Origin of the sequence: Salinisphaera sp. T5B8, assembly GCF_040361255.1 — a bacterium.
GTDB lineage: Bacteria > Pseudomonadota > Gammaproteobacteria > Nevskiales > Salinisphaeraceae > Salinisphaera.
On record NZ_APNG01000007.1, the window covers coordinates 24,485 to 49,836 of the forward strand.

A 25,352-nucleotide genomic window follows, 5' to 3' on the forward strand; every position below is an offset into this window, starting at 1 on the left:
CGGCGCGTAGTTCGCTGTATTGTTTAAAAAGCAGGAGAAAGACCTTGAGCATGAATGCGTATTACGACAAGGACGGCGATCTGTCCCTGATTCAGAGCAAGAAAGTCGCCATTATTGGCTACGGCTCCCAGGGCCATGCCCATGCCAACAACCTCAAGGACTCCGGCGTCGATGTCGTAGTCGGCCTGCGCGAAGGCTCGTCCTCGGCCAAGAAGGCCGAGAATGCCGGCCTGAAGGTCGCCAGCATCGAAGACGCGACCGCGAGTGCGGACGTGGTCATGATCCTGACCCCGGACGAGCACCAGGTCGCGCTCTATAACGAGCAGATCGAGCCCAACATCAAGCAGGGCGCAGCCCTGGGTTTTGCCCACGGCTTCAACGTGCACTTCGAACTCATCGAGCCGCGCGCCGACCTGGACGTGATCATGATCGCGCCCAAGGGCCCCGGCCATCTCGTGCGTGCGACCTATGAAAAGGGCGGCGGCGTGCCGAGCCTGATCGCGGTGGCCCAGGATGCCTCCGGCCAGGCCAAGGACGTGGCCCTGGCCTATGCCGTGGCCAACGGCGGCGGCCGTGCCGGCGTGATCGAAACCAGTTTCCGCGCAGAAACCGAAACCGATCTGTTCGGCGAACAGGCCGTGCTGTGTGGCGGCACCATCGCCCTGATCCAGGCCGGTTTCGAAACGCTGGTTGAAGCGGGCTACGAGCCGGAAATGGCTTATTTCGAGTGCCTGCATGAAGTCAAGCTGATCGTGGATCTGATCTACGAGGGCGGTATCGCCAACATGCGTTACTCGATTTCCAACACCGCCGAGTACGGCGACATCACGCGCGGCCCGCGTCTGATCACCGAAGAAACCAAGGCCGAAATGCGCAAGATTCTGTCGGAAATTCAGACCGGCAAGTTCGCGCGCGAGTTCATCGGTGAGCATCAGGCCGGCAATCCGACCCTCAAGGCCAGCCGTCGCCTGGCCGCCGAGCACGAAATCGAACGCGTGGGCGACAAGCTGCGCGGCATGATGCCGTGGATCGCCAAGGACAAGATCGTCGACAAGTCGCGTAACTGATACCGACGATCTTTCTGATTCGGCCACACTGAAACGGGGTCCGGCGCATGCGGCGCAAGACGCTCTTTCATCTCGTGCCGGAAGGTTGGGCCGTTTTGGTCGGTCTGGCCACGGCGTTCTTCGTATTGAACGCCGTGGCCGGCTTCTGGGCGGCCTGTCCGATCCTGCTGCTGCTGGTGCTGGCCGGGCTGTACTTTCGCGATTCGCCGCGCAATGTACCGGCCGAGCCGCTGTCGATCGTTGCCCCGGTCGACGGCACGGTGATCCACCGCCGTGAATGCTACGACCCCTTTCTCGACCGCGAGGCCATCAAGCTGTCGTTGCGGGTCGGCCTGTTGGCCAATTACCTGATCCGATCGCCGGTCGAGGGCACCGTCTTCGAACTTTCGGGCGAATCGGTCGAAAACCTCGACGGCTGTGCCTCGCATATCCGGACCGACGAGGGCGACGATGTCATCATCGTCATTCGCGAAGGGCGGCTGTTCGGTCTGCGCCCCTGTCGCAGCAATTACGGCGAACGCGTCGGCCAGGGCCGCTGTTGCGGCATGCGCCGGTTTGCTCGGCGGGTCGATTTGTATCTGCCGGTGAATTCGCGCGTGGAAGTCGAACTGGGCGACAGTGTGCGTGGCGGGGCCTGCGTGCTTGCCAAGCTCGTGCACAAATCCAGCACGCGTCGCGATAACGGTGAACAAACGACCGACTGACGCGGTGCCTATAGGTCTATGCCACGCGGTGCTTTAGACTTGTCCCATGAGTGATACCGAATCCGGGCGGGAAATCCGCCGCAAGCGGGGCATCTATCTGCTGCCCAATCTGTTTACCACCGGCACGTTGTTCGCCGGCTTCTACTCGATCATCGCGGCCACTCAGGGCCGGTTCGTGGTGGCGGCCGTGGCCATTTTCGTGGCCATGCTCACCGATATGCTCGATGGGCGCGTGGCACGACTGACCCATACCGAGAGCGATTTCGGTATTCAGTACGACAGCCTGGCCGATCTGGTGTCCTTCGGGCTGGCGTCGGGTTTTCTGGCCTATGTCTACAGCCTGGAAAGTCTGGCCTATTACAGCGATGTGGCCGGCAAGCTGGGCTGGCTGGCGGCGTTTTTCTATACCGCAGCCGCCGCGTTGCGTCTGGCACGTTTCAATATCACCCGTGGCGGGGCGACCGAGAAGAAGATATTCCTGGGCCTGCCGAGTCCGGCTGCTGCCGGTCTGCTGGTCGGCTTCATCTGGGCCGGCGCGGATTTCGGCTTCGATGGCAGCCATCTGGTGCTGGTGGTGTTCGCGCTGACGCTCGCCGCAGGCGCGTTGATGGTGTCGAACGTGCGCTATGCCAGTTTCAAGGATCTGGATTTCGGCGAGCGCGTGCCGTTTCGCTATATTCTGATCATGCTGGTGGTGTTCGTGGCGATCGTGATCGATCCGGCACGTATCCTGTTTCTCGGTTTTCTGATCTATGCATTGTCCGGGCCGGTGCAGGCACTACGCCGACGCCGGCGTCGTCACACGCCGGGCTGAATACCGGCGCCTGTGCTCGCGGGCCCGAATACGGTAACGCTCATGGCGGCAGCGGATCATGACCCCCGACGCTCGTAAACGTCTGCTCGACGGCCTCGGTCTGGTCGATTGGCGTATGCGCCCCGATCGCCTGGCAGCTGCGCCCACCGCGCCGGCGGATCATGCCCCGGCCCTGCGCGAACCGGCGCCGCCTGCGACTGATCCGCAGCCTGATGTGGCGCCCGCGGCATCGTCCGCCGGCGAACCAGCGGCGGCGGCGACCGCGCCAGACCACGATACGCAGACGGTTGCACCCAATCCGTCGGTCGACGCGCCGGCACCCGCAGCCGCGCAAGCGCCAGCCGAGCCGGCCGCGCCAGCGCAGGCGTCCGACGTATCGCGCATGGATTGGGACGAACTCGAAGCCTGGCTTGCCACCCGCGATCATCGCGGTGCGAGCCGACCGGTATTCGGCATCGGTGCGCGCGATGCGGATGTGCTGATTGTGGGCGAAGCGCCGGGCGCGAACGAGGATGCCCAGGGCGTGCCGTTTGTCGGGCGTGCCGGCAAGCTGCTCGATCGCATGCTGTTCGCGATCGGCTGCTCGCGCGATACCAATGTCTATATCACCAATATCTGCAAGTTCCGCCCGCCCAACAACCGCGACCCCAACGCCGACGAAGTGGCCGCGGACTGGCCGGTGCTCGAACGCCAGATCGAGCTGATGGACCCGAAGCTGGTGGTCGCGGTCGGGCGCGTGGCGGCGCAGACGTTGCTCGACAGCACGCAAAGCCTCGGCAAGCTGCGGGGCACGCTGCATCGCTACCCGCGCCGCGAGCTGGATGTACTGGTGACCTATCACCCGGCGTTCTTGTTGCGCAGTCCGGGCCAGAAGGCCAAGGCCTGGGCCGATCTCAAGCAGATCGCACGGCGGATCGCCAGCGCATGAGCGTCGAGCCGCGCCAGCTCATCGAAGTGCGGGGTATGCGTGCCCGCGATGTGCCGGCGGTGCTGGAAATCGAACGGCTTTCCTACGGTTACCCCTGGAGCGAGCGTATCTTTCACGACTGCCTGCGGGTGGGCTATCGCGGCTGGGTGGCGACCGATCTGGATGCCCGTGTGCTTGGCTATACGTTTTTGTCGGTGGCGGTCGATGAGGCGCATGTGCTCAATCTGTGTGTCGCACCCGAAGCGCGTGGCCATGGCGTGGCCGATCGCCTGCTCGATGCGTTGATCACCCAGGCGCGGCACGACAATGCCGAGCGTGTGCTGCTGGAAGTACGCCCATCCAACAAGGCCGCGCGCCGTCTGTACAAACGACGCGGTTTTCAACGCATTGCCACCCGGCCGGGCTATTATCCGGCGCCGGACGGGCGTGAAGACGCCTTGCTGCTCGAACTCACGCTGGTCTGACGGAAAAAGTATGAGCCAATCGCACGATCGGCGTGCCCAGTTCGGCTGGGCTGTCTACGACTGGGCCAATTCGGCGTTCTCGACCACGGTCGTGGCCGGCTTTTTCCCCATCTTTTTCAAAAGCTACTGGAGTTCGGGCCACGCCATGGAAACCAGTACGCTACAGCTGGGCGTGGGCAGCGCGCTGGCCAGCCTTGTCGTGCTGTTTCTCGCGCCCCTGCTGGGGGCGATCGCCGATCGCAGCCGGCGCAAGAAACCCGGGTTGGCGCTGGCGACCGCGATTGCCGTCGCGGCGACGGCCGGCCTGTTCTTCGTGGGTGAAGGCCAATGGTTGGCAGCCCTGGCGCTGTTCGTGATTGCCTCGGCTGCATTCTTTCTGGCCATGGTCTTCTACGACAGCCTGATCGTGGATGTGGCCACGCCGACCGACTACGACCGTGTGTCCGCGCTGGGCTATGGGCTGGGTTATCTCGGCGGCGGTCTGCTGCTCGCGGTCAATGTGGCCATGACGCTGTGGCCGGAGGTTTTCGGCCTGGCTGACCGCGCGGCCGCGGTGCGCTGGTCGTTTCTGAGTGTGGCCGTGTGGTGGGCGCTGTTTTCGTTGCCGGTATTCGTCTGGGTGGATGAGGCCCGCGAGCACGACACGCCTGGCGCCGGCCAGGCCCTGCGCGAAGGTTTGTCCGAGCTCAAACAGACCGCGTGGCGCATTTTCAGCGAAAAGCCGGTGCTTACCTTTCTGGTGGCCTACTGGCTGTATATCGACGGTGTGCACACGATCATCCGCATGGCGGTGGATTTCGGGCTCAATCTGGGCTTTGGCCAGACCAGTCTGATCACCGCGCTGCTGCTGGTGCAGTTCATCGGTTTTCCTGCGGCGGTGGCCTTCGGCTGGCTGGCCTCGCGCTGGGATACGAAAAAGGCGATTTATCTCGGCCTGGCCGTGTATGCGGCGGTGACTGCCTGGGGCTATTTCCTGGCTCACGAATGGCAGTTCTATGTCATGGCCATGGTCATCGGGCTGGTGCAGGGCGGGGTGCAATCGTTATCGCGTTCCTATTTCGCCCGTCTGGTGCCCGACGGTCGCGCGGGCGAGTATTTCGGTATCTACAACATGATGGGCAAGTTCGCGGCGGTCATCGGCCCGCTGCTGGTCGGGGTGACGGCCGCTGCCACCGGCAGCGCGCGGCTGTCGATTCTGTCGGTATTGGTACTGTTCGTCGCAGGCGGATGGCTGCTCACCCGTGTGGATGCGCGCCAGGCGCCGAGCGCTGGCCGAGGGCCGTAACCGACCCCGGCGTGATCGTTCGCGCTAGCGCCGAAAATAGCCGACCAAGGGGGCGGTTGTAGTCCTGAATTAATAATAGGCACATAGCGTATAGGCGGGCAGGCCAGGTCGGGACCGATAACTGCGCTATGCTCGGGGTAGGGGGAATTCACGGGAGACGTCGATGTTGCGCCGCCGGCTGATAGCCAGTGTCTTGTTAGTGGGCGCGCTGTGCTCCGTGCCATTGTTAAGCTTGGCCCAACCGCAACAAATACGCTTTGATGCGCTGCGTGCGCGTATCGACCACTGTCATTTCCGCCATAGCGACCAGACGTTGGACTATCAGAGCCAGGCGTTGATGGTGTCGTTGGCAATGCAGGATATGACGACGCTGAACGACGGCCAGCGTCTGGCGAATCTGACCCATGACTTGATGGTCGCCTACCAGCGTCTGGACCTGTATGTGGTGGCGTTGCCGATGTCCGAACTGCTCACGGTCATGGCGCCGGACAACAGCCATTATTGGCAAGACCATGCCTTTGGCCTGGCGCAGCTAGGCCGTATCGATGAATCGTTCGAAGCCTTGCGGCGTTCGCTCGCACTCGCCCCCGACGATCGCTTTTCCCTGATGATGCTGGGTGATCTCAAACTGCGTGTCGGTGAAGACGAACTGGCCTTGCCGGCCTATCAGCGCGCCTACGAAAAAAGCGCGACCGATGCCGATCGACTGTATGCGTTGTTGTCGCTCTACCCGCTCTGGCGCAGCGCGGATCGCGCGAGTGCTGACGACAAGCTCGCCGCGGCACTCGACGATATCGAATCGCAGGTATGGCCGCGCGCCCTGGTCGAGGTGCTGGGCGGGCAACGCGCCAGCGCAGGGCTGGCCGACGAGCTATTCGATAGCGAGCGGGTAAAAACCTGCGCGTTTAGCCGCAACAGGCTGTTCGAAACCTTTTATCACGCGGCCAATCTCGCGTTGGCCAACGAGGATTCCCAGACGGCACTCACCCTGTACGCGCAGGCGGCCGAGCTGGTGCCGGTCGGCGCCAATCGTGAATTGTTGCTGCTGGACAAACGTCTGTACGACCTGGGCGCTGGCCCGCCGCCGGTGGCGATCGACGCCACCGAGTGAGCCGTGTATTTGGCGCCTATCAAGAACCACGCGAACGCCGGCGCACTGCGACCGTAGCCACGCGTAATCGGCGGCGGCTTGCATGGGCCTATCGCTGTCGTCGATGAGCCAGCAAGAATGTACGGTTTGCAGCGATAGTGCGGTCGTATCGGTACGCGCAAGGCGCGTCGGGCCATCGGCGTGCACCGCCGATTGACGTCTGTCTGCGCGTGCTATATCTCGCTCGCGCTTTCGGGACTGGGAACGAATGCCTTGATCACGGCCTCGGCCGCGCTCACCACATTCTGGGCCGGGCCGCGGTGATCGAAGAACGTCAGCGGCGACAGATAGGCGCCTTCCCACAGCAGCATCAACGTATCGCCGAGGGCGTCCGGCGTGGGCGCGCCCAATTCGCGGGCCAGCTGGCGAAAACGCTGGCGCATTTCGGTTTTGTATTCCTCGATGATCGCCTTGGCCGGATGGTCGGTCTCGGATAGCTCGACGGCGACATTCGAAAGCGGACAACCGCGGGATGATTCGGCACAGGTTTCGATCAGATGCGCCTTGAACAAGGCGCGGGTCTGGGCCAACGGGTCGCCGCGATAGCTTTCGAGCGTGGCCTCCCAGTGGGCAATCCCTTGCTCGACTTCGTGGCGGACATATTCGGCGACCAGCTCGTCCTTTGAACCGAAGGCCCGGTAGAAGCTCATCTTGTTGGTGTTCGCGGCCGACACGATCGCGTCCACGCCGACCGCGCGTACCCCCTGTTTGTAGAACAGCTCACAGGCGGCCGCGAAGATTCGATCGCGTACGCGGGGCTTCTTTTTTTGAGAAATAACTTCTTCGTTCACAGCGGCTTATCACTCTGCGTGCACTTCGGCACACTATTTTTCTTGAAATGTTACTGACCGGTAACTAACATCAGGCTCAAGACGTTACCGGTCGGTAACATGTCGCAAGAATCGGCTTGTTGCCGAACGATGTCAAGCCGCCAGGGTGCGCTACACGATGGCCCGGCGCTACCGGTTTCGAGCCCGCTCGTCACCGTCCAAGGGAGTTTTCATGGGTAAGTGGAATATTCGGTCGCCCCGGGCGATCGCAATGGCGGTGACCGTGGCGGTTGGCGCCGGTATAGCGCTCATGTATGCGCTGTATCAACCCGGCGCAGCCCAGCCGCAGGCCGAAGCGCCGCCGCCGGCCGCGGTGACCGTGGCCCCGGTGGTGGTGAAACCGCTGCACGCCTGGCAGGAATTCACCGGTCGTTTGCAGGCAGTGGACAGCGTCGAAGTACGCCCGCGCGTGAACGGGTATATCGATCGCGTCGGGTTTGCGGACGGCGCCGTGGTTGCCAAGGGTGACCTGCTGTTTCAGATCGATCCGCGGCCGTATCAGGCCGAGGTCGATCGACTGGCCGCGCAAAAGCAGCGGGCCGCCTCGGATCTGGCCCTGGCACGGGCCGATTTTCAGCGTGCCCGGGAATTGCGCCAGGCCGAGGCGATCGCGAGCCAGGATTACGACCAGTTCAAGGCAGCCGAGAGTGCAGCCAAGGGTGAGCTGGGCGCGATCGAGGCCATGCTTCGTGCCGCGCAGCTGAACCTGGCGTTCACCCAGGTGCGTGCGCCCATTGCCGGGCGTGTATCGCGGGCCAACATCACCGCCGGCAATCTGGTGGATAGCACAGCCGTGCTCACGACCGTGGTATCGCAGGACCCGGTGTATGCCTATTTCGATGTCGACGAGCAGGCATTTCTTCGTTACACCCAGCTCATGGGCCAGGGCGCCGCTACGGATGTAACGGGTGTCTCCATGGGGCTGGTCGATGAAAACGGGTATCCGCATGCGGGTACGCTCGATTTTGTCGACAATCAGGTGAACCCGGATACCGGCACCATCCGTGCACGGGCCCGCTTTGCCAATGCCGACGGGCGCTATACGCCAGGGCTGTTCGCGCGCATGCGCCTGGTCGGCGGCGCGGCGGCCGATACCGTGCTTATCGACGATCGCGCGGTCGGCACCGATCTCGACAAGCGCTTCGTGCTCAAGCTGACTGCCGATAACGAGGTGGTCTATCAGCGTGTGGAAATGGGCCCGGCCATTGGCGGACTGCGGGTCGTGCGTTCCGGGCTCGAGCGCGGGGATGTGATTGTCGTCAACGGCTTGCAGCACGTCATGCCGGGCCAGCGTGTTGCCCCGCAACGGGTGTCGATGACCGCCGACAGCGATGCACTCGAACAGCTGGCCCAGGTCACGGCGCATGGCGAGGATCTGGCGCTGGTCTCGGAGGAGAGCTTGCCGGCGCTGTATATCGATCGCGCACGCGGTCTGGTGGCGCTGGCCGGGCGTAACCAATGAAACTCTCCCAATTCTTCATCGAACGCCCGATATTCGCGGGCGTACTGTCGACGATTATCCTGCTCGTCGGCCTGCTGGCGCTGCCGTTGCTGCCGATCAGCGAATACCCGGAAGTGGTGCCGCCGACGGTCGTGGTCAAGGCCAGTTATCCGGGCGCCAACCCCAAAGTCATTGGCGATACCGTGGCTGGCCCGCTGGAGCAGGCCATCAACGGTGTCGAGGGCATGCTCTATCAGTCGTCGCAGTCGACAGCGGATGGCGTGATGACGCTGACCATCACCTTCGCCCTGGGCACCGATCCGGACAAGGCACAGGTGCTGGTACAAAACCGGGTGGCCCAGGCCGTGCCGGAGTTGCCCGAAGAAGTTCAACGCCTGGGCGTGACCACCAACAAGGCCTCGCCCGATCTGACCATGGTGGTTCACCTGGTTTCGCCCGATGCACGCTATGACCGGCTGTATCTCGCCAACTATGCGCTGGTGCGGGTCAAGGACGAATTGGCGCGTCTGGATGGCGTGGGCGATGTCCAGGTATTCGGCGCGGGCGAATACGCGATGCGCGTCTGGCTGAATCCGGACAAGCTCGCCAGCCGGCACATGGCCGCGGGCGATGTGGTGGCCGCCATTCGCGATCAGAACATCCAGGTCGCGGCGGGCCAGCTGGGCGCGCCGCCTACGCGCAGCAGCGCGGATTTTCAGCTCCTGATCAATACCCAGGGCCGGCTGACCAGCGCCGAGGAGTTCGAGAACATCGTCGTCAAGACCGGTGAATCGGGCCAGATCACGTACCTCAAGGATGTCGCGCGCGTGCAGATGGGCGCGGATACCTATGCACTGCGCGCGCTGCTGGACAACGCCCCGGCAGCGGCCATTCCCATCTTCCAGCGCCCCGGCAGCAACGCGCTCGAGATTTCCGAGCAGGTGCGCGCCAAGATGGCCGAGCTCAAGAAGCGTTTTCCGCAGGGCCTGGATTATCAGATCGTCTACGACCCGACGGTGTTCGTACGCGAATCCATCCGTGATGTGGTGCATACGCTGTTCGAAGCGATCGTGCTCGTCGTGCTCGTGGTCATTCTGTTTCTGCAGACCTGGCGCGCGTCGGTCATCCCGCTGATCGCGGTGCCGGTATCGCTGATCGGCACCTTCGCGGTGATGTATCTGTTCGGCTTTTCGTTGAACGCGCTGTCGCTGTTCGGGCTGGTGCTGGCGATCGGCATTGTGGTGGACGACGCGATCGTGGTCGTCGAGAACGTGCAGCGTAATATCGAGAACGGCCTCAAGCCGGTGGAAGCGACCCGCCAGGCCATGCGCGAGGTCACCGGGCCGATCGTCGCCACCGCACTCGTACTGTGCGCGGTGTTCGTGCCCACCGCGTTCATCAGCGGTCTGTCGGGTCAGTTCTACAAACAGTTTGCGCTCACCATTGCGATCAGCACGGTCATCTCGGCGTTCAATTCCCTGACCCTGAGTCCGGCGCTGTCGGCGTTGTTGCTCAAGGAGAAAGGCGCCGCGCCGGATGGGCTCACGCGCGTTATCAATGGTCTGTTCGGCTGGCTCTTCAGGCCCTTCAACCGATTCTTCGCGGCAGCGTCCCATGGTTATGTACGTGGGATCGGCCGGATCTTTCGCATGGGCGGCATCGCCGTGCTGATCTATGGCGGCCTGATCGCACTGACCTGGCTCGGCTTCACCCAGACGCCGACCGGCTTCGTGCCGCAACAGGACAAGCAGTATCTGGTGGCTTTCGCACAATTGCCGGATGCGGCCACCCTCGATCGCACCGAAGCCGTGATCCGTCGCATGGGCGATATCGTCGCCGAGCAACCGGGCGCCGAGAGCGCGATCCAGTTCCCGGGGCTCAATATCAACGGCTTCACCAATAGCCCCAATACCGGCATCGTATTCGTGTCGCTCGATCCGTTCGAGGCGCGTACCAGTGACGCACTGAGCGCAAACGCCATCGCGGGCGAACTCAACCAGAAGTTCGCCGCCATTCAGGAGGCTTTCGTGGCCGTCTTCCCGCCGCCGCCTGTCAACGGGCTCGGCACGATCGGCGGTTTTCGCATGCAGATACAGGATCGGGGCGATCTGGGCTCCGAGGCCCTGTATGAGCAGACGCAGAAACTCGTTGCCGCCGGCAACGCCGACCCGGCGTTGGCCGGGCTGTTTACCGGTTTCCAGCAAAACGTGCCGCAGATCGATGCCGAGGTGGACCGCGACAAGGCCATCGCCCAGGGGGTGAACCTGCAGCAGCTGTTCGACACCATGCAGGTGTATCTGGGTTCGCTGTATGTAAACCAGTTCAACCGTTTCGGGCGAACCTACCAGGTGAATGTCCAGGCCGAGCCGGACTTCAGGCTGGAACCGGACGACATCCTGCACCTGAAAACACGCAATGCCGATGGCCACATGATCCCGCTGGGCGCGTTCGTCACCCTCAATGCGTCCTCCGGGCCGGATCGGATCATGCACTACAACGGCTATGCCACGGCCGAGATCAACGGCGGTCCGGCACCGGGTTTCAGTACCGGGCAGGCGCAGGCCGCGATGGCGCGGGTAGCCCAACAAACGCTGCCCAATGGCATGAGCTTCGAGTGGACCGATCTGACCTACCAGCAGATTCTGGCGGGCGATACCGGCATGCTCATTTTCCCGCTGGTGGTGGTGCTGGTATTTCTGGTGCTCGCCGCCCAGTACGAGAGTCTGGGCTTGCCGCTGGCGGTGATTCTGATCATGCCGATGGTGTTGTTCTCGGCACTGCTGGGCGTGCAGATCTCGGGCGGCGACAACAACATCTTCACCCAGATCGGGCTGATCGTGCTCGTCGGTCTGGCGAGCAAGAACGCGATTCTGATCGTCGAATTCGCCCGCGATCGTGAGGCCGAAGGCGAGGGCCCGCTACGCGCGGTACTCGACGCCGCCCGGCTGCGGCTGCGTCCGATCCTGATGACATCCATGGCGTTCATCATGGGCGTGGTGCCGCTGGTTACCTCGACCGGCGCCGGTGCGGAAATGCGCCGTGCGATGGGCGTGGCCGTGTTCTCCGGGATGATCGGCGTGACCCTGTTCGGGCTGATGTTGACGCCGCTGTTCTACCTGCTGGTGCGCAAGGCCACGCGTGCGCTGGTCGGCCTGCGTGCCAGGCGCCACACGACCGCGCCGGTTGCTGATCGCCTGGCTAGCTCCGGCGGAGAGCGTCCATGAAATACGCATTCGCTGTTCTGATGGCGCTGGTATTGGCCGGCTGTGCGGCGGGCCCGGACTATACGACGCCGGCGACGCCGCCGGCCCAGCTGCAATCGCTGCGTGAGGGAGGATTTGTCGAACGCAGCCCGGAGGCTGCCTGGTGGCAGCAGTTCGACGATGCCGAACTCGACTCGCTCATCGCGCGGGCATTGGACGCCAATCTCGATCTGCAGGGCGCGCTGGCCCGGGTACGCGCGGCGCGGGCCGTATTCACTGGTGAAAAATACGACTACGCGCCGCATGTACCGCTCGATGCCCGCTATACGCGCAGCGATCGGCAGCAGCCGGGTTTGGGCGATCGCCCGGTTGATACCGAGCAGTACAGCCTGGGTTTCGATGCGCGCTGGGAGATCGATCTGTTCGGCCATGTACGACGCTCGGTCGAAGCCGCGCATGCCGATCTCGAAGCCGAATGGCAGGCGCTGCGATCGGTACAGGTCACGGTCGCGGCGGAAGTGGCGCGCAACTACTTCGAACTGCGCGGCGCCCAGCGCCGCATCGCGGTGGCACGGGACAATCTCGACAACGCGCAACGCACGCGCGAGCAGACACGCACTCGTTACCGGATCGGCACGATCTCGCCGATCGACGTCTATCGCAGCCAGGCCCGCTACAAGGCCATCGAGGCGAGCATTCCGCCGTTGCAGGCCAGCGAGCAGCGTGCGGCATTGCGTCTGGCCGTGTTGCTGGGCCAGCGTCCGGGCACGCTCGATCGCGAATTGAAGCCCGCACGTGTTGTCCCCTATGCCAAGGCGTTGCCGATCGGCGATACGCGCCGGCTGCTGCAGCGCCGGCCCGATGTGCTGGCGGCGGAGCGGCGGCTGGCCGCCGCGACGGCACGTGTGGGCGTGGCCAGCGCCGATCTGTTCCCGCGGGTGAGCGTGAACGGCTTCGTCGGCTTCATTTCCGGCAGCACCGCCGACCTGTTCGACTTTAGCGCCGATGGAGCGCGTGCCTGGTCGGTGACGCCGACGGTTAGCTGGGCCGCGTTCGACTTCGGCTCGTTACGGGCACGGCTCACGGCGCGCAAGGCCCAGGCCGATGGTGCACTCGCCGATTATCAAAAGACCGTGCTCGTCGCCCTCGAAGAGACCGAAAACAGTCTGATCACCTATGCCAAGCAGCAGGCGCAGCTGTATCACTTGGTCGAACAAGCCGTGGCTGCCGGGCGTGCCGCCGAGCTGGCGGGCGTGCAATACCGGGCCGGCAGCCTGGATTTTCTCGACCTGCTCGATGCCCAGCGTGAGCAGCTGGCCGTGGAGGACGCGGTGGCCGTTGCCCAAACCGCGGTCAACGTCAGTGTTGCCGGCATCTACAAAGCGCTGGGCGGCGTGGGCCAGCCCGAACACACCGAGATGGTGGGTCTGAGATAAGCCCGGTATGCCGGCGCTGCGAATTTTTCAATCGACGTGGAGATTCTCATGAAAAACGAACGCGTTACCGTATTGGATCATGCGGGTGATCGCACGCCATCGGCCGACCCGGCGCGATTGGCCGGGTCGCCGATTGGCCGTCGTCTGCACGGCGATATGGCGCGTCTGTTCGGGCGCGGCGATGACAATCCGGCGCGCACAGTAGCCCACCGACGCCTGCGATCGAGCGCTTGTCGTATGCTCAATCAATCCATTGCCGATTGCCTGGATTTGCAAAGTCAGGTCCGTCAGCTCGGCTGGTGGCTCCGCGGCGCCGACTATCGGGCGCAGCGCGTGCTCCTGGCCGACGCCGCGGCTCTGATCGAGCGGCAGGTCGGGCGTCTGGGCCAGCGTATCGCGGCGCTCGGTGGCACGGCCGAGGGTAGCGTTCGTCAGGTCGCGGCACGCTCGGGGCTTAACGACTACCCGGACCCGGACGCGGATTCGACAGCCCAGACCGATGCGCTGGTTCTGGCCTTCGGCCTGGTCAGCCAGGCGATGTGCGACGACGCCGTCGAACTGTCGGAACGGGGCGATGAGGTGAGTGCCCGTTTGAGCCGGCGTATCGCGGCGTTGCTGGGCGGATACCATGCGCGGCTGCAGCCGTTGTTGGACAGGCGCTCCGACATCGAGACGCGCGCGCCGAGCATCATGTGCGGTCAGCGCGGGTAAGCAATCGGCCATGTGATGACCGGCCTTGGGGCAGTCGCAACGCGTTCGAGTTGTTGCGACTGCCGCCATGCTTGACCTCAACTTGGCTTGAGGTCTTAGTCTTTGTCGGCCAACTCACAGCAATGCCTTTGAAGCCGATGGACAAGCAATACAGCCCCTGGAACCGCGATCTGTTCGCCGATTGTGCGGTCTGCAATATCGGCACCGCCGATATGATTTTTATTTCCGGGATGGGCTCGGAAGATGTGGATAGCGGGTAGATTCTGCATGCGGGCGATATCGAAGCCCAGGCGCGCTACGCCTACGATCGCATCGTGGCCATTCTCGAGAACAACGACGCGGGTCTGGGCCATGTCGCCCGGGTCGTGGCTTATCTGACCGATATGCGCCACAAGGATATCTACGAACGGGTTCAGGGCGAGTATTTCGCCGGCCTGGACAGGCCCGTGCATTCATTGGTGGAAGTCAGCGCGCTGGCCTGGCCGGGCATGCTGGTCGAGGTGGAAGTCACCGCCGTACGCCCGCACTGAGCCACTGCATTGGGCCACGTGTGGCGATGCAGCAGCGCGCGCAGGCGCAAACTCAGGGTTGGTCGGGCGGTGCGTTCATCCAGGCCTTGACCGCGGCCGGCAGTTCGCGTGGCTGGGGATCGTAGCCCTGACTGCGCAACCAGTCGCGCACGGCCAGGCCGGTGCCGCCCGGCCAGTATTCGGCCTTCGCCTTGTCGACATGGAAATAGTCGACCAGCTCCGGGTCGAGGGTGATTTCGCCTTCGCCGATCACGTGATAGGCCAGTAGCAGCTGGTTCTTGCGGGCAAAGCCGTAGGCGCCGACAAAGCAGGTGACGCGGGTGTCGATGCCCAGTTCTTCGGCGACTTCGCGCACGATGCCTTCTGCCGGGGTTTCGCGCGGTTCCAGAAAGCCGGTGACCAGGCCATACATGCCTTCCGGCCACAGGGCATTACGCGCGAACACCAACTGGCCCTCGTGTTCGACGATACCCGCGACCACCGGCACCGGGTTGTCCCAGAACACATGGCCACAGTCGGCATCGGCACAGATCAGACGTTCGAAGTCGTTGACCTCGCGACGCGTCAGCGGTCCGGCACAAACAGGACAGAAACGGCGGGGCTCGTTCATAGGGCGTTTCTCGATGAGCGTGGTTCGGGCGCACGCCGGCGCGGGCGAAAGGCGCGGGCGGCGGCGATGAAGGTATCGCGGTCTGCGGCCGCGCTGACCTGTTCGGGCGCGTAACGCAGCCGGGTGTATTGCTGGGCCAGCGATTCGATATCGGCGGCCATATCGGGACGCAGGGCGGCGATACGACGGGCATAGGCACGGGCACCCTCGTCGCGCCGGCGTGGATAGCCGATGCGCGCCAGGCGCGTGCACACGCCTCGCCAGGCGGCCACGACCGCGTCGGTATCTAGCGTACGCCGGCCGCGCCAGGCAATGCCCACCGACACCAGCGCGAGCAGGGCGACCACGCCCGTGGTCAGCGCCAGCAACGGCCGGCCCCAGCCGCCACCCAGGCCCAGCAGATCGAGCATGCGCTGCTGTAGTTGCGGGCCGTAGGCCAGAAACCAGCGGTTCCAGCCGGCGTTGATACCATCCCAGAGCATCTGCACGCGATACCAGGCATCGCCGCTGGCGCGCGCCATATAGGGCAGCGATCCACGATCGGCGATCGAAGCCGCCACGCCAGACTCGATGCGCTCGGGCGCGACCGCGGCGGTCGGATCGACACGGACCCAGCCGCGCCCGGCCAGCCACACCTCGGACCAGGCATGGGCATCGGAATTGCGCACTACCCAGTAGTCGCCCACCGTCGCGCGTTCGGCGCCCTGATAACCGGTGACCACGCGCGCCGGGATGCCGGCCGCGCGCATCAGAAACGTGAATGCACCCGCATAGTGTTCACAAAAACCCGCCCGGGTTTCGAACAGGAAGTCGTCGATGCTGGCCGCCTCGCTGGTGGCGGGTGGGCTCAAGGTGTAGCGATAGGGTTGTTGACGAAAACGGCGCAACGCGGCGTTGACGATCTCGGCCGGTTGTCGATACTGGGCATACCAGCGTCTGGCCAGTTCGCGTGCGCGCTCGTTACCCTCGACGGGCAACAACAGCGCGCGTCGGCGCATGCGCGCATCCAGATCGCGATCGAGCACGCCGCCGAGCAGCGATGTCGCCTGATAGCGGATACGCTCGTTGACATCGTCTGCCACGCGCAGCGTGGCCCCGGCGGTCAGCCGGCTCGGCCGATCGGCTGCTACGGGCACATCCAGTGCGATCAGCCAGTCGTGGCGTGTGGGTTCGAGGGTGATATCCACCTGCCGACGGCGCCCGCTGCGGGCGTCGAGCCGGCCGCCGGTCAGACGCTGGTCGGCATCGTTACGCGACCAGGTGCGACCGTCGAAATCCCAGAGTACCGGCCCGCGCCAGTAGCGCTGGGCCGGCGGCACCGCGCCATCGATGAAACGCGCCCGCAGGGCCACGCCGCCGTCGAGGGCGAGATTGGTGAGACTGCCCGGCGACATGCTGTCCGACAGTCCCGTACGCGCGCTGGCGCCAGCATCGGCGGGCAGGCCCCAGATCGGGCCCGGAATACGGGGAAACAACACGAACAGCAGCACGGCCACGGGCAGCGCCTGGACCAGAAGACGCGCGCTTTCGCCCAGCGTGGCGCGCGGCGCGCCGGCACTGGCGACATCCACGAAGGCCGCCACGATCACCCAGGTACCCACTACCAGATACACGGCCATGGCCAGGCTTTGCGAAAACAGGAACTGGGTCGCCAGCAGGAAACAGGTCAGGGTGAGAAACACCATCGCGTCGCGATGCGTACGGATCTCGCAGAGCTTGAGCGCGAGCAGCAGCACCAGCAGCGACACGCCGGCTTCCTGGCCGTTGACCCGGCCGAAACCGGCAAAGACGGCCGCGAATGCGGCCGCCGCCAGGGCGAAGCGTACCCAGCGCCCCGGCAGCGGCCAGCCGCGCAGGGCCGCTACGAACTGCCAGATCATGATCGGCACCGCCAGCCCGAGCACCCAGATGGGCAGATGCAGGGCGTGGGGGATCGCGATCAGGCTTAGACAGACCACCAGCCGCAGGCGCTGGCCGGCGTCCGGCGCGTTGTCGAGCGCGCGTTTGCCGGTGGCCGCTGTCATGCGATCGCCAGTGCACGCAGGCAGGCCAGCCGATGGGCCGGGCCCTGATCGGGGCCGAGTTGCGCGTCGTTCACGCGTAGCGCATAGCGGTGCCCGCTACGATCGGCGACAACCACCCAGCGCGCGAGCTGCGACAGCCGTGTTTCGCGATCGGCGGCCCCGGTATGGCGGTCGTCGAGCCAGATGGTATCGCCGTGGCGGTCGGCATATTCGCGAATACGCAGATCGTCGCTGCGCGCGCTGGCTTTCCAGTCGATATGGCGCGGCGAATCGCCGGGCACATACTCGCGATGGCCGAGAAACTCCTCGCGGCCCAGCGTGCTCAGCCGGCGTCCTGCCTGTTCGTCCCGGGCGCCGGCAGGCAGGCGGTCGTGGCCGCTACAGCGCGGGTAGACCAGCACTTGCGTGTCGGGCTGTATCCAGGTCCAGGCCCGAAAAAGCCCCACGGGATACAGGCTTTCGACGCGCAGGCGCGGGCAGCGGCAGCGCCCGCGTACGGTCGTGACGTGTTCGATACGCACGGTGTGGCTTTCGCCGGGGCCGATATCGAAACGGCTCGCGGCCGCCTGGCCGTCCGCACTCACCCGCAGCGCGCGGCGTGTACGTGTACTCGCCTGATCGAGCGTGATCTCGAAGATCAGCGGGTCGCCGGCAAATACCGGCGCGGCGTGTACCGCGAGCACGCGCAGGCCCACGAGATTGGCATGGGCATGATGCATGGACACGAGTGCGATGGCTGCCAGCCAGAAGGTCAGCGCAAAGGCTAGGCTGTTGCTGTAATTGGTCGCGCCCAGCAGCATCACCAGCAGCAACAGGGCGAATATTGCGCCGTTGCGGGTGGGCAGAATATAGACCCGGCGGCGCGAAATGGTCAGCGGCAGGGCGCGCGGCAGATTGCGGCGCTCGATAAAACGCGCACGCAGGTCGCGGCCCGGTCGGCGAACACGCGCCATGATCAGCGATCGCCTGATCGCGTCAAAGACGAAAAGCTGCTGTGCGCCACGGGCTAAATGACGCCGACCTGTTCGCGCATCAGTGTCGAAGCCGGGGCCTCGCCCGCGTCGCGACGGGCGAGGCGGTGGTCGACCACCGCGGGCAATACCGCCTGGATGTCTTCCGGGATCACGTAATCGCGGCCATCCTGAAGCGCCCAGGCCTGGGCGGCACGGCGCAGCGCCAGGCCCGCGCGCGGCGACAGGCCCTGTTCGAATACGCCGCGGCGCCGGCTGAAGGCAATCAGTTCGAGCAGATAATCGAGCACCGCATCGCGCGTATGCACCGTGCGCGCAGCCGCTTGCCAGCGCCCGAGCTGTTCGGCGTCGGCGCATGGCGCGAGCGGTTCGCGATGATCGCGTTCGCCAGCGAGCAAACGCCGCTCCGCGCTCGCCGGTGGATAGCCCAGCGCGATACGCATGAGAAACCGGTCGAGCTGGCTGTCGGGCAGGGCAAAGGTGCCGCTGTGATCGAGCGGATTCTGGGTCGCGATCACGGTAAACGGTTGCGGCAAGGCGCGGGTCTGGCCCTCGATGGTGACCTGGCGCTCGGCCATGGCCTCGAGCAATGCGCTTTGTGTGCGCGGGCTGGCCCGGTTGATTTCGTCGGCCAGTACCAGCTGCGCGAATATCGGCCCGGGCTTGAAGGTGAAACTCGCCTGGCCACGATCATAGACCGATACGCCCAGAATATCGCTGGGCATGAGATCGCTGGTGAACTGAATACGGGCAAAACGCAGCCCGAGCGCATCGGCCAGGCCGTGGGCGAGGGTGGTCTTGCCCACGCCGGGCACGTCTTCGATCAGCAGATGGCCGTCGGCCAACAGGCAGGTCAAAGCCAGTCGAATCCGATCGTCCTTGCCGAATACCCGCGTTGCGACCGCGCTGCGCACGTCGGCAAGCCGGTGGGCGATATCGGCAGTCTGGCCCGGGGTGGGCGCAGTGGAAGCAGCGTCGGCTGGTACAGTCGGCGGCATGGGCGAACAGAGCTCGAAAAAGCGCAATGAAATTCAGACTACCGAATAAGCGCGCATCGCGACACGATTGCCAGGCGCCGCGGCGTGCTTGAATCGGTTACGCGCGCGCTCCCGGCTGCGATGCGGACAGTGTCGGGAAACCCAATCAAGAGACTGTCCGCGAATGAACGCGAATAACGCAAATAGGGCGGAAGCTCAGTAGAGACGCGGATATGCGTCGGGCGCCGCACTGCTTGCGCTGCATAATGGCGGATGTTGGTCGACTCCGCAGCCTGTTCGCGCCCCGAAGCCGCTACGCCGAGAAAGTACCGCCGCATCTGCGCGAATCTGCGTCGATCTGGGGATAGTCTTGTCGCGCGAGAACCAAGCCTGGCCGCACCAGAGGCCAGCGCACAACCGACTGCCACGACTCGTGGGCCTGCGGGTTTCGCAGCGCAGGCTCAGTCGCGCCGGTCGTTTTCGTCGTTGCGGCTATCGGCGTTCTTGCGCTCGTAGTCGCCCTCGATCACCGAGTGCGGGTCACGCCGGGTCGACGAGGTGCCGGGGCCGCGACCGGCATAGCGCTCGTTTGCTGCGCCGGCGGGCGTCATCACGACCACGCGCGAGAGCAGCCGGCGTGCGATCTGTTGCCGCAGACCCGGCACGAGCAGCACGAAACCCAGCGCATCGGAGATGAATCCGGGGGTGAGCAGCATGAAGCCCGCCAGCAGCAGGGCGGCGCCATCGAGCATGGGCAGGGCCGGGGTTTCGCCGCGCGCCTGCGATTCGCGAATACGGGCGAGCACGGTCAGGCCCTGGCGCCGGACCAGCTGGCTGCCGATCACGGCGGTCAGAATGACCAGCGCGATGGTCGGAAAAAAGCCGATCACACCGCCGATCTTGATGAGCAGAAACAGCTCGATGATCGGCAGGGCGATGAACAGGATCAGAAGTCGCAAAGCCATGGCATATCTCCGGTGGACGCGCTACAAGGCCGCGATGCGCGCGCGTTGTTCGGCGAGCTCGCTGGCCTCGCGTTCGACGCTGGCCTGTTGTTCGCGGGCCTTGGCCACGACATCGGCCGGCGCCTTGGCCACGAACGACTCGCTGGCCAGGCGGTTGCGAATGCCGTTGAGGTCTTTTTCCAGCTTGGCGAGGCGTTTGTCCAGCCGGGCCAGTTCGGCTTCCTTGTCGATCAGACCGGCCAGCGGCACCCGAAGTTGCATTTCGCCAACCAGGGCGGTGGCGGAATCGGGCGCGTCTTCGACCGTGATTTCATCGATGGATTCGACGCGGGCGAGAAAATCGATCGCCGCGCGATGGTCGGACAGACGCTGGCGATCGCTGTCGCTGACATTGGCGACCATCACCGGCATGGGCTGGCTGGGGGCGATATCCATTTCGCCGCGAATCGTACGCAGGCCGGCGATCACATCGCGCAGCCAGTCGATTTCGGCTTCCGCTTCGGTGTCGATACGCGTGTCATCGGCGCGCGGGAACGGCTGCACGGAAATACTCTCGCCGTCGCTGGCGAGCGCTTCGCCGCGTGCCAGCGGGGCCACGCGCTGCCAGATCTCCTCGGTGATGAAGGGCATGAGCGGATGCGCCAGCCGCAGGGTGGCTTCCAGCGTACGCAGCAGGGTGCGGCGGGTGCCGGCCTTGGCTGCCTCGCTGGATTCGCCCGACAGCACCGGCTTGATCAGCTCCAGATACCAGTCGCAGAAGTAGTGCCAGATGAAATCGTGGATCGCCTTGGCGGCGAGATCGAAACGATAGTTATCGAACTGCGTAGTGACCTCGCGCTCCACGCGCTGCAGGCGCGATACGATCCAGCGATCGGCCTGGGAGAGTTCCACCGCATTGTCGTCCGCGGGCGTATAGCCTTGGGGAATCTGCATGAGGGTGAAACGCGCGGCGTTCCACAGCTTGTTGCAGAAGTTGCGATAGCCCTCGACGCGCCCCAGGTCGAAACGGATATCGCGACCGGGAGAGGCCAGGGCGGCAAAGGTAAAGCGCAACGCGTCGGTACCGTGGGCGGCGATGCCGTCCGGGAAGGCCTTGCGGGTGGCTTTTTCGATGGCCTTGGCTTTTTGCGGCTGCATCATGTTCGCGGTGCGCTTGGCCACCAGCGATTCCAGATCGATGCCGTCGATCAGATCGATCGGGTCGAGCACGTTGCCCTTGGACTTGGACATCTTGGCGCCGTCCGAGTCGCGCACCAGCCCGTGCACATAGACCTCGCGAAACGGCACGTCATCCATGAATTCCAGGCCCATCATGATCATACGGGCGACCCAGAAGAAGATGATGTCGAAGCCGGTGACCAGCACGGAGGTGGGGTAGAACGTCTCCAGTGCCTGGGTCTGCTCGGGCCAGCCCAGCGTGGAAAACGGCCACAGCCCCGCGGAGAACCAGGTATCGAGCACGTCTTCGTCCTGGGTGAGCGTGACCTCGGCGCCCAGTGCGTGTTTTTCCCGAACGTCGGCCTCGGACTTGCCGACATAGATCGTGCCGTCGGCGTCATACCAGGCGGGAATACGATGGCCCCACCAGAGCTGGCGCGAGATGCACCAGTCCTGGATGTTGCGCATCCATTCGTAATAGGTCTTGTCCCAGTTGCCGGGCACGAACTTGATACGCCCGGTTTCGACGGCCTCGATCGCCGGCTTGGCCAGCGTCTTGGCGTCCACGAACCACTGGTTGGTCAGCATCGGCTCGATCACGTCGCCGGAGCGATCGCCGTAGGGCTGCATGATCGGCTTGTCTTCGACCGTGATCATCAGGCCTTCGCGGTCGATGGCCTCGACGATCCGCCGGCGGGCTTCGTAGCGATCCAGCCCGCGATATTCGTCGGGCACGAGGTTGATCGCATCCACGTCGACCGCGTTCGGTGTGGTGCCGCTGGCCACGATCTCGGCCGCGCGCGCGGCTGCCTGTTCGTAGGCTTCGCCGTCGAGGCGCAGCGCGGCCTTGGTGTCCATCAACCGATACATGGGAATGGCGTTGCGCTTGGCGACTTCATAGTCGTTGAAGTCGTGTGCGCCGGTAATCTTGACCGCGCCGGAGCCGAAATCCGGGTCCGGGTATTCGTCGGTGATGATCGGAATCAGGCGCCGCTGGGCCTTCGGGCCGACCGGGATTTCACAGCGCAAGCCTACGATCGGGGCATAGCGTGAATCGTCCGGGTGTACGGCGATCGCGCCGTCGCCGAGCATGGTTTCCGGGCGGGTGGTGGCAATCGAAATGTAATCGCGGGTTTCGCGAAAGGTTTCGTTGCCGTCTTCGTCGGTTTCTACATATTCGTAGGTGGCACCGTTTTCCAGCGGATACTTGAAGTGCCACATATGGCCGGCGACTTCGGCGTTCTCCACTTCCAGATCGGAGACGGCGGTATCCAGCACCGGGTCCCAGTTCACCAGCCGCTGGCCGCGATAGATCAGGCCCTTGTCGTAGAGCGCGACGAAGGTATCGCGCACCGCCTCGGACAGGCCCTCGTCCATGGTGAAGCGTTCGCGCGACCAGTCCACCGAGGTGCCCAGGCGGCGCATCTGGCGGGTGATATGACCGCCAGATTCGGCCTTCCAGTCCCAGATGCGATCGGTAAACGCTTCGCGGCCCAGCTCATGGCGCGACTCGCCCTGGGCTTCCACCTTGCGCTCGACGAGCATCTGGGTGGCGATGCCGGCATGGTCGGTGCCTGGCTGCCAGAGCGTCGGGTCGCCGAGCATGCGGTGATAGCGGGTGAGCGCATCCATGAGCGTGTGCTGGAAGGCATGGCCCATATGCAGGCTGCCGGTGACGTTCGGCGGCGGCAGCATGATGCAGTAGGGCTCGCCCGGCGCGTTGTAATCGGGCGCGAAATAACCGCGCTCTTCCCAGACGGGGTACCAGCGCGCCTCAATGGTATGGGGGTCGAAGGTCTTGTCCAGCTCTGCCATCCCAAAAGCCTTTAGCCCGCTATCCGGGCCTGTCGTTCGTTGGTTGAAAAAAAGCGCTAGCCCGCGGCGATCTTGTGCGTGGTCAGGGCGTAGCCGCGATCCTTGTAGAAACGATACCGCGCGCGCGCGTGATCGACATCCGCGGGGGCGACGATTTCGTTGTGGCGGGCAAAACGCGAAAAGAAACCGCCGACATCGCCGCCGAGATTGACCAGCATGTCATCGAAACCTGGCGGCGGTTCACCGCTGCCGATGACCACGGGGGTGAGTTCGTCGTCGCTTTCAAGCGTGGCCGTCGTGGCATGCGGAACGAAACTGCCCTGACGAAACACCCAGAGCAGGGCGTCGAGCGCCTGGGCCGCCTCGTCGTCGGCCACATGCAGATACACGCGGTGGCCGTTTTCGTGGGCCTTCTCGGTCAGGCGACAGGCAAAACGCGCACTCGCGTCATCGGCTTCGTCTTCCAGAATATAGAAGAAGACTTCGGTCACGAACAAACCCCGGCGTCGCTGGTAGAGCCGGCGCGCTCAGCGCCGGCTGTTTTCGTGCTCGGAAAACAGCCGGCCGCTCGCCGGGCGCCGATCAGGCGCTGCCCGCATTCGCGCGCTCGATCAGATACTGAACCAGCAGGCCCACCGGGCGGCCGGTCGCGCCTTTCTCCTTGCCGGATTTCCAGGCCACGCCCGCGATATCCAGATGCGCCCAGCGCAGCTTGCGCGCGAAGCGATGCAGGAAACTCGCCGCCGTGATGGAGCCGGCTTCCTTGCCGCCCACATTCGCCATGTCGGCAAAGTTGGAGTCCAGCTGCGACTGATAGTCTTCCCAGAGCGGCATCGGCCAGGCGCGATCGCCGACCAGGTCGCCGGCATCACGCAGGCTGCGGCGCAACGGGCTGTTGTTGGACCACAGGCCGGCGGCATGCGAACCCAGGGCGACCACGCAGGCGCCGGTGAGCGTGGCCATGTCGACCACGGCATCGGGCTGGTAGTTGCGCTCGACATAGGTCAGCGCATCGGCCAGCGCCAGGCGGCCTTCGGCGTCGGTGTTGAGCACTTCGATGGTCTGGCCGGACATGCTGGTGAGGATGTCACCGGGCTTGTAAGCGTTGCCATCGGGCAGGTTTTCGGTCGCCGGGATTACGCCCACGACGTTGATCGGCAGGCCCAGTTCGGCAGCCGCCTGAACCGCGCCGAATACGCTGGCCGCGCCGCCCATGTCGTATTTCATTTCGTCCATGCCGGCACCCGGCTTGATGCTGATGCCGCCGGCATCAAACGTCACGCCCTTGCCCACGAGCACGATCGGCTTGGCGTTCTTCGGCCCGGCCATGTATTCCATGACGATCAGCTTGGCAGGCTGGCGGGAGCCGCGGGATACGCCCAGCAGCGCGCCCATGCCCAGCGATTCCATGTCGGCTTCTTCGAGCACGTTGGTCTTGATGCTCTTCTGCGCATCGGCCAGGGCGACCGCCTGTTCGGCGAGATAGCTCGGCGTGCAGATGTTGCCCGGCATGTTGCCGAGATCCTTGGCGAACTTCACGCCATTGGCCGTGGCCACGCCTTCGTCCACGCCGCGTTCGGCCGCCGGCAGATCCGAGCGCCGCGGCACCTGGAACACGATACGCGAGAGCTTGCGGCTGTGTTTTTCGTAGCCGGGCCCACGACAGGCTTCGAAACGATAGAAGCCGTCCTCGAAGGTCAGCAGCGCCTGCTTGACCTGCCAGGCGAAATCGTCACGACCGCGCACGTTGAGCTCGGTCAGATAGATGGCGGCATCGACGCCGCCCATCGCATCCAGTTCCTTGGCGGCGGCCTGACAGGCCTTGCGATAGGAACGCACGTTGAAGTCGCGTTCCTTGCCGCATCCCACCAGCAGGATACGATCGCAGAACAGATCGTCGAGACCATGCAAAAGCGTGGTCTGGCCGAGTTTGCCGTCCATGTCGCCGCGGCGCATGACGGATGCGATCAAGCCGCCGCTGGCCTCGTCGAGCGCCTCGGCTTGCGTTGAAGGCTTGCGGCGATCGAAGATACCGACCACCACGCAGCCAACACGCTGTTTTTCCGGGCTGCCACTTTTGACGAGATATTCCATGGACTACTCCTGCAAGGCTGTAAGTTCAGACTGCGCAAAGCGTCTGCGGTTCATGCACGTTCAATGGTTGTGTACGGCATACGCTTTGGCGCTCGGTAATCGGGTGGCCGCGCAGTTTACAGAAAGCGGCGAAAAAATCACCCCCGCCGGGACGACTACCGCTAATACTAAACTA

Annotated in this window: 22 protein-coding genes; 13 read left to right on the forward strand and 9 right to left on the reverse strand. The window is 64.4% G+C overall.

From position 1 onward, the window contains the following. Positions 1-50 precede the first annotated feature (50 nt). From ilvC to T5B8_RS07855, 7 genes are all read left to right on the forward strand, one after another. A complete protein-coding gene (gene ilvC, locus T5B8_RS07825) occupies positions 51-1,067 on the forward strand; it encodes a ketol-acid reductoisomerase (RefSeq protein ID WP_353177969.1) in 1,017 nt (338 codons plus the stop codon). A 47-nt stretch (positions 1,068-1,114) separates the two neighbouring features. Then, on the forward strand, positions 1,115-1,771 hold the full coding sequence (locus tag T5B8_RS07830; RefSeq protein WP_353177702.1) for a phosphatidylserine decarboxylase: 657 nt from the start codon (positions 1,115-1,117) through the stop codon (positions 1,769-1,771). Between the two features lie 46 nt (positions 1,772-1,817). Next, positions 1,818-2,585 (forward strand): CDP-alcohol phosphatidyltransferase family protein, encoded by a 768-nt coding sequence (locus T5B8_RS07835; RefSeq protein WP_353177704.1) that lies wholly within the window; start codon positions 1,818-1,820, stop codon positions 2,583-2,585. Between the two features lie 58 nt (positions 2,586-2,643). Further along, a complete protein-coding gene (locus tag T5B8_RS07840) occupies positions 2,644-3,513 on the forward strand; it encodes a uracil-DNA glycosylase (RefSeq protein ID WP_353177706.1) in 870 nt (289 codons plus the stop codon). Next, positions 3,510-3,977, forward strand: a complete 468-nt coding sequence (gene rimI / locus T5B8_RS07845; RefSeq protein ID WP_353177708.1) for a ribosomal protein S18-alanine N-acetyltransferase — start codon at positions 3,510-3,512, stop codon at positions 3,975-3,977. Before T5B8_RS07840 ends, rimI begins: the two co-directional genes overlap by 4 nt. A 10-nt stretch (positions 3,978-3,987) precedes the next feature. Beyond that, positions 3,988-5,262, forward strand: coding sequence for an MFS transporter (locus tag T5B8_RS07850; RefSeq protein WP_353177710.1), 1,275 nt, complete (start codon positions 3,988-3,990; stop codon positions 5,260-5,262). 232 nt (positions 5,263-5,494) lie between these two features. After that, positions 5,495-6,373, forward strand: a complete 879-nt coding sequence (locus tag T5B8_RS07855; RefSeq protein WP_353177712.1) for a tetratricopeptide repeat protein — start codon at positions 5,495-5,497, stop codon at positions 6,371-6,373. Between the two features lie 212 nt (positions 6,374-6,585). Here T5B8_RS07855 and T5B8_RS07860 read toward each other — a convergent pair whose 3' ends face one another. Next, positions 6,586-7,203 carry a TetR/AcrR family transcriptional regulator gene (locus tag T5B8_RS07860; RefSeq protein WP_353177714.1) on the reverse strand — a complete coding sequence of 206 codons (618 nt, stop codon included), beginning with the start codon at positions 7,201-7,203 and terminating at the stop codon, positions 6,586-6,588. A 211-nt stretch (positions 7,204-7,414) separates the two neighbouring features. Here T5B8_RS07860 and T5B8_RS07865 point away from each other — a divergent pair, with 211 nt between their 5' ends. The 6 genes from T5B8_RS07865 (at position 7,415) to T5B8_RS07890 (ending at position 14,563) form a co-directional block, all read left to right on the forward strand. Further along, positions 7,415-8,704, forward strand: a complete 1,290-nt coding sequence (locus T5B8_RS07865; RefSeq protein WP_353177716.1) for an efflux RND transporter periplasmic adaptor subunit — start codon at positions 7,415-7,417, stop codon at positions 8,702-8,704. Continuing rightward, positions 8,701-11,907 carry an efflux RND transporter permease subunit gene (locus T5B8_RS07870; protein ID WP_353177718.1) on the forward strand — a complete coding sequence of 1,069 codons (3,207 nt, stop codon included), beginning with the start codon at positions 8,701-8,703 and terminating at the stop codon, positions 11,905-11,907. The genes T5B8_RS07865 and T5B8_RS07870 overlap by 4 nt, the downstream gene beginning before the upstream one ends. Beyond that, positions 11,904-13,322: an efflux transporter outer membrane subunit gene (locus T5B8_RS07875; protein WP_353177719.1), complete on the forward strand. Its 1,419-nt coding sequence runs from the start codon at positions 11,904-11,906 to the stop codon at positions 13,320-13,322. Before T5B8_RS07870 ends, T5B8_RS07875 begins: the two co-directional genes overlap by 4 nt. A gap of 48 nt (positions 13,323-13,370) precedes the next feature. Next, positions 13,371-14,033 carry a ferritin-like domain-containing protein gene (locus tag T5B8_RS07880; protein WP_353177721.1) on the forward strand — a complete coding sequence of 221 codons (663 nt, stop codon included), beginning with the start codon at positions 13,371-13,373 and terminating at the stop codon, positions 14,031-14,033. Between the two features lie 122 nt (positions 14,034-14,155). Then, a complete protein-coding gene (locus tag T5B8_RS07885) occupies positions 14,156-14,293 on the forward strand; it encodes a hypothetical protein (RefSeq protein ID WP_353177722.1) in 138 nt (45 codons plus the stop codon). 18 nt (positions 14,294-14,311) lie between these two features. Then, on the forward strand, positions 14,312-14,563 hold the full coding sequence (locus T5B8_RS07890; protein ID WP_353177971.1) for a RidA family protein: 252 nt from the start codon (positions 14,312-14,314) through the stop codon (positions 14,561-14,563). 52 nt (positions 14,564-14,615) lie between these two features. On the opposite strand, the gene T5B8_RS07895 is transcribed toward T5B8_RS07890, so the two are convergent. The 8 genes from T5B8_RS07895 to T5B8_RS07930 form a co-directional block, all read right to left on the reverse strand. After that, complete coding sequence (locus tag T5B8_RS07895; RefSeq protein WP_353177724.1) at positions 14,616-15,173, reverse strand: NUDIX domain-containing protein; 558 nt, start codon at positions 15,171-15,173, stop codon at positions 14,616-14,618. Further along, positions 15,170-17,197, reverse strand: coding sequence for a transglutaminase TgpA family protein (locus T5B8_RS07900; protein WP_353177726.1), 2,028 nt, complete (start codon positions 17,195-17,197; stop codon positions 15,170-15,172). Before T5B8_RS07900 ends, T5B8_RS07895 begins: the two co-directional genes overlap by 4 nt. Further along, positions 17,194-18,150 (reverse strand): DUF58 domain-containing protein, encoded by a 957-nt coding sequence (locus T5B8_RS07905; protein ID WP_353177727.1) that lies wholly within the window; start codon positions 18,148-18,150, stop codon positions 17,194-17,196. Before T5B8_RS07905 ends, T5B8_RS07900 begins: the two co-directional genes overlap by 4 nt. A 53-nt stretch (positions 18,151-18,203) precedes the next feature. Beyond that, a complete protein-coding gene (locus tag T5B8_RS07910; protein ID WP_353177973.1) occupies positions 18,204-19,103 on the reverse strand; it encodes an AAA family ATPase in 900 nt (299 codons plus the stop codon). A gap of 503 nt (positions 19,104-19,606) precedes the next feature. Beyond that, entirely contained in the window at positions 19,607-20,110 is a 504-nt protein-coding gene (locus T5B8_RS07915) for an FxsA family protein (RefSeq protein ID WP_353177729.1), read from the reverse strand. Positions 20,111-20,131: 21 nt separating this feature from the next. Continuing rightward, entirely contained in the window at positions 20,132-23,083 is a 2,952-nt protein-coding gene (locus T5B8_RS07920; protein ID WP_353177731.1) for a valine--tRNA ligase, read from the reverse strand. 56 nt (positions 23,084-23,139) lie between these two features. Beyond that, positions 23,140-23,574, reverse strand: a complete 435-nt coding sequence (locus T5B8_RS07925) for a DNA polymerase III subunit chi (RefSeq protein ID WP_353177733.1) — start codon at positions 23,572-23,574, stop codon at positions 23,140-23,142. A gap of 91 nt (positions 23,575-23,665) precedes the next feature. Then, a complete protein-coding gene (locus T5B8_RS07930; protein ID WP_353177735.1) occupies positions 23,666-25,177 on the reverse strand; it encodes a leucyl aminopeptidase in 1,512 nt (503 codons plus the stop codon). Positions 25,178-25,352: the final 175 nt, after the last annotated feature.

Excerpts from the sequence above, each read along its gene's own strand:
- ilvC (WP_353177969.1), top strand. The coding sequence starts at position 51 with ATGAATGCGTATTACGACAAGGACGGCGATCTGTCCCTGATTCAGAGC.
- T5B8_RS07830 (WP_353177702.1), top strand. The coding sequence starts at position 1,115 with ATGCGGCGCAAGACGCTCTTTCATCTCGTGCCGGAAGGTTGGGCCGTT.
- T5B8_RS07835 (WP_353177704.1), top strand. The coding sequence starts at position 1,818 with ATGAGTGATACCGAATCCGGGCGGGAAATCCGCCGCAAGCGGGGCATC.
- T5B8_RS07840 (WP_353177706.1), top strand. The coding sequence starts at position 2,644 with ATGACCCCCGACGCTCGTAAACGTCTGCTCGACGGCCTCGGTCTGGTC.
- rimI (WP_353177708.1), top strand. The coding sequence starts at position 3,510 with ATGAGCGTCGAGCCGCGCCAGCTCATCGAAGTGCGGGGTATGCGTGCC.
- T5B8_RS07850 (WP_353177710.1), top strand. The coding sequence starts at position 3,988 with ATGAGCCAATCGCACGATCGGCGTGCCCAGTTCGGCTGGGCTGTCTAC.
- T5B8_RS07865 (WP_353177716.1), top strand. The coding sequence starts at position 7,415 with ATGGGTAAGTGGAATATTCGGTCGCCCCGGGCGATCGCAATGGCGGTG.
- T5B8_RS07870 (WP_353177718.1), top strand. The coding sequence starts at position 8,701 with ATGAAACTCTCCCAATTCTTCATCGAACGCCCGATATTCGCGGGCGTA.
- T5B8_RS07875 (WP_353177719.1), top strand. The coding sequence starts at position 11,904 with ATGAAATACGCATTCGCTGTTCTGATGGCGCTGGTATTGGCCGGCTGT.
- T5B8_RS07880 (WP_353177721.1), top strand. The coding sequence starts at position 13,371 with ATGAAAAACGAACGCGTTACCGTATTGGATCATGCGGGTGATCGCACG.
- T5B8_RS07885 (WP_353177722.1), top strand. The coding sequence starts at position 14,156 with ATGCCTTTGAAGCCGATGGACAAGCAATACAGCCCCTGGAACCGCGAT.
- T5B8_RS07895 (WP_353177724.1), bottom strand. The coding sequence starts at position 15,173 with ATGAACGAGCCCCGCCGTTTCTGTCCTGTTTGTGCCGGACCGCTGACG.
- T5B8_RS07900 (WP_353177726.1), bottom strand. The coding sequence starts at position 17,197 with ATGACAGCGGCCACCGGCAAACGCGCGCTCGACAACGCGCCGGACGCC.
- T5B8_RS07905 (WP_353177727.1), bottom strand. The coding sequence starts at position 18,150 with ATGGCGCGTGTTCGCCGACCGGGCCGCGACCTGCGTGCGCGTTTTATC.
- T5B8_RS07915 (WP_353177729.1), bottom strand. The coding sequence starts at position 20,110 with ATGGCTTTGCGACTTCTGATCCTGTTCATCGCCCTGCCGATCATCGAG.
- T5B8_RS07920 (WP_353177731.1), bottom strand. The coding sequence starts at position 23,083 with ATGGCAGAGCTGGACAAGACCTTCGACCCCCATACCATTGAGGCGCGC.
- T5B8_RS07930 (WP_353177735.1), bottom strand. The coding sequence starts at position 25,177 with ATGGAATATCTCGTCAAAAGTGGCAGCCCGGAAAAACAGCGTGTTGGC.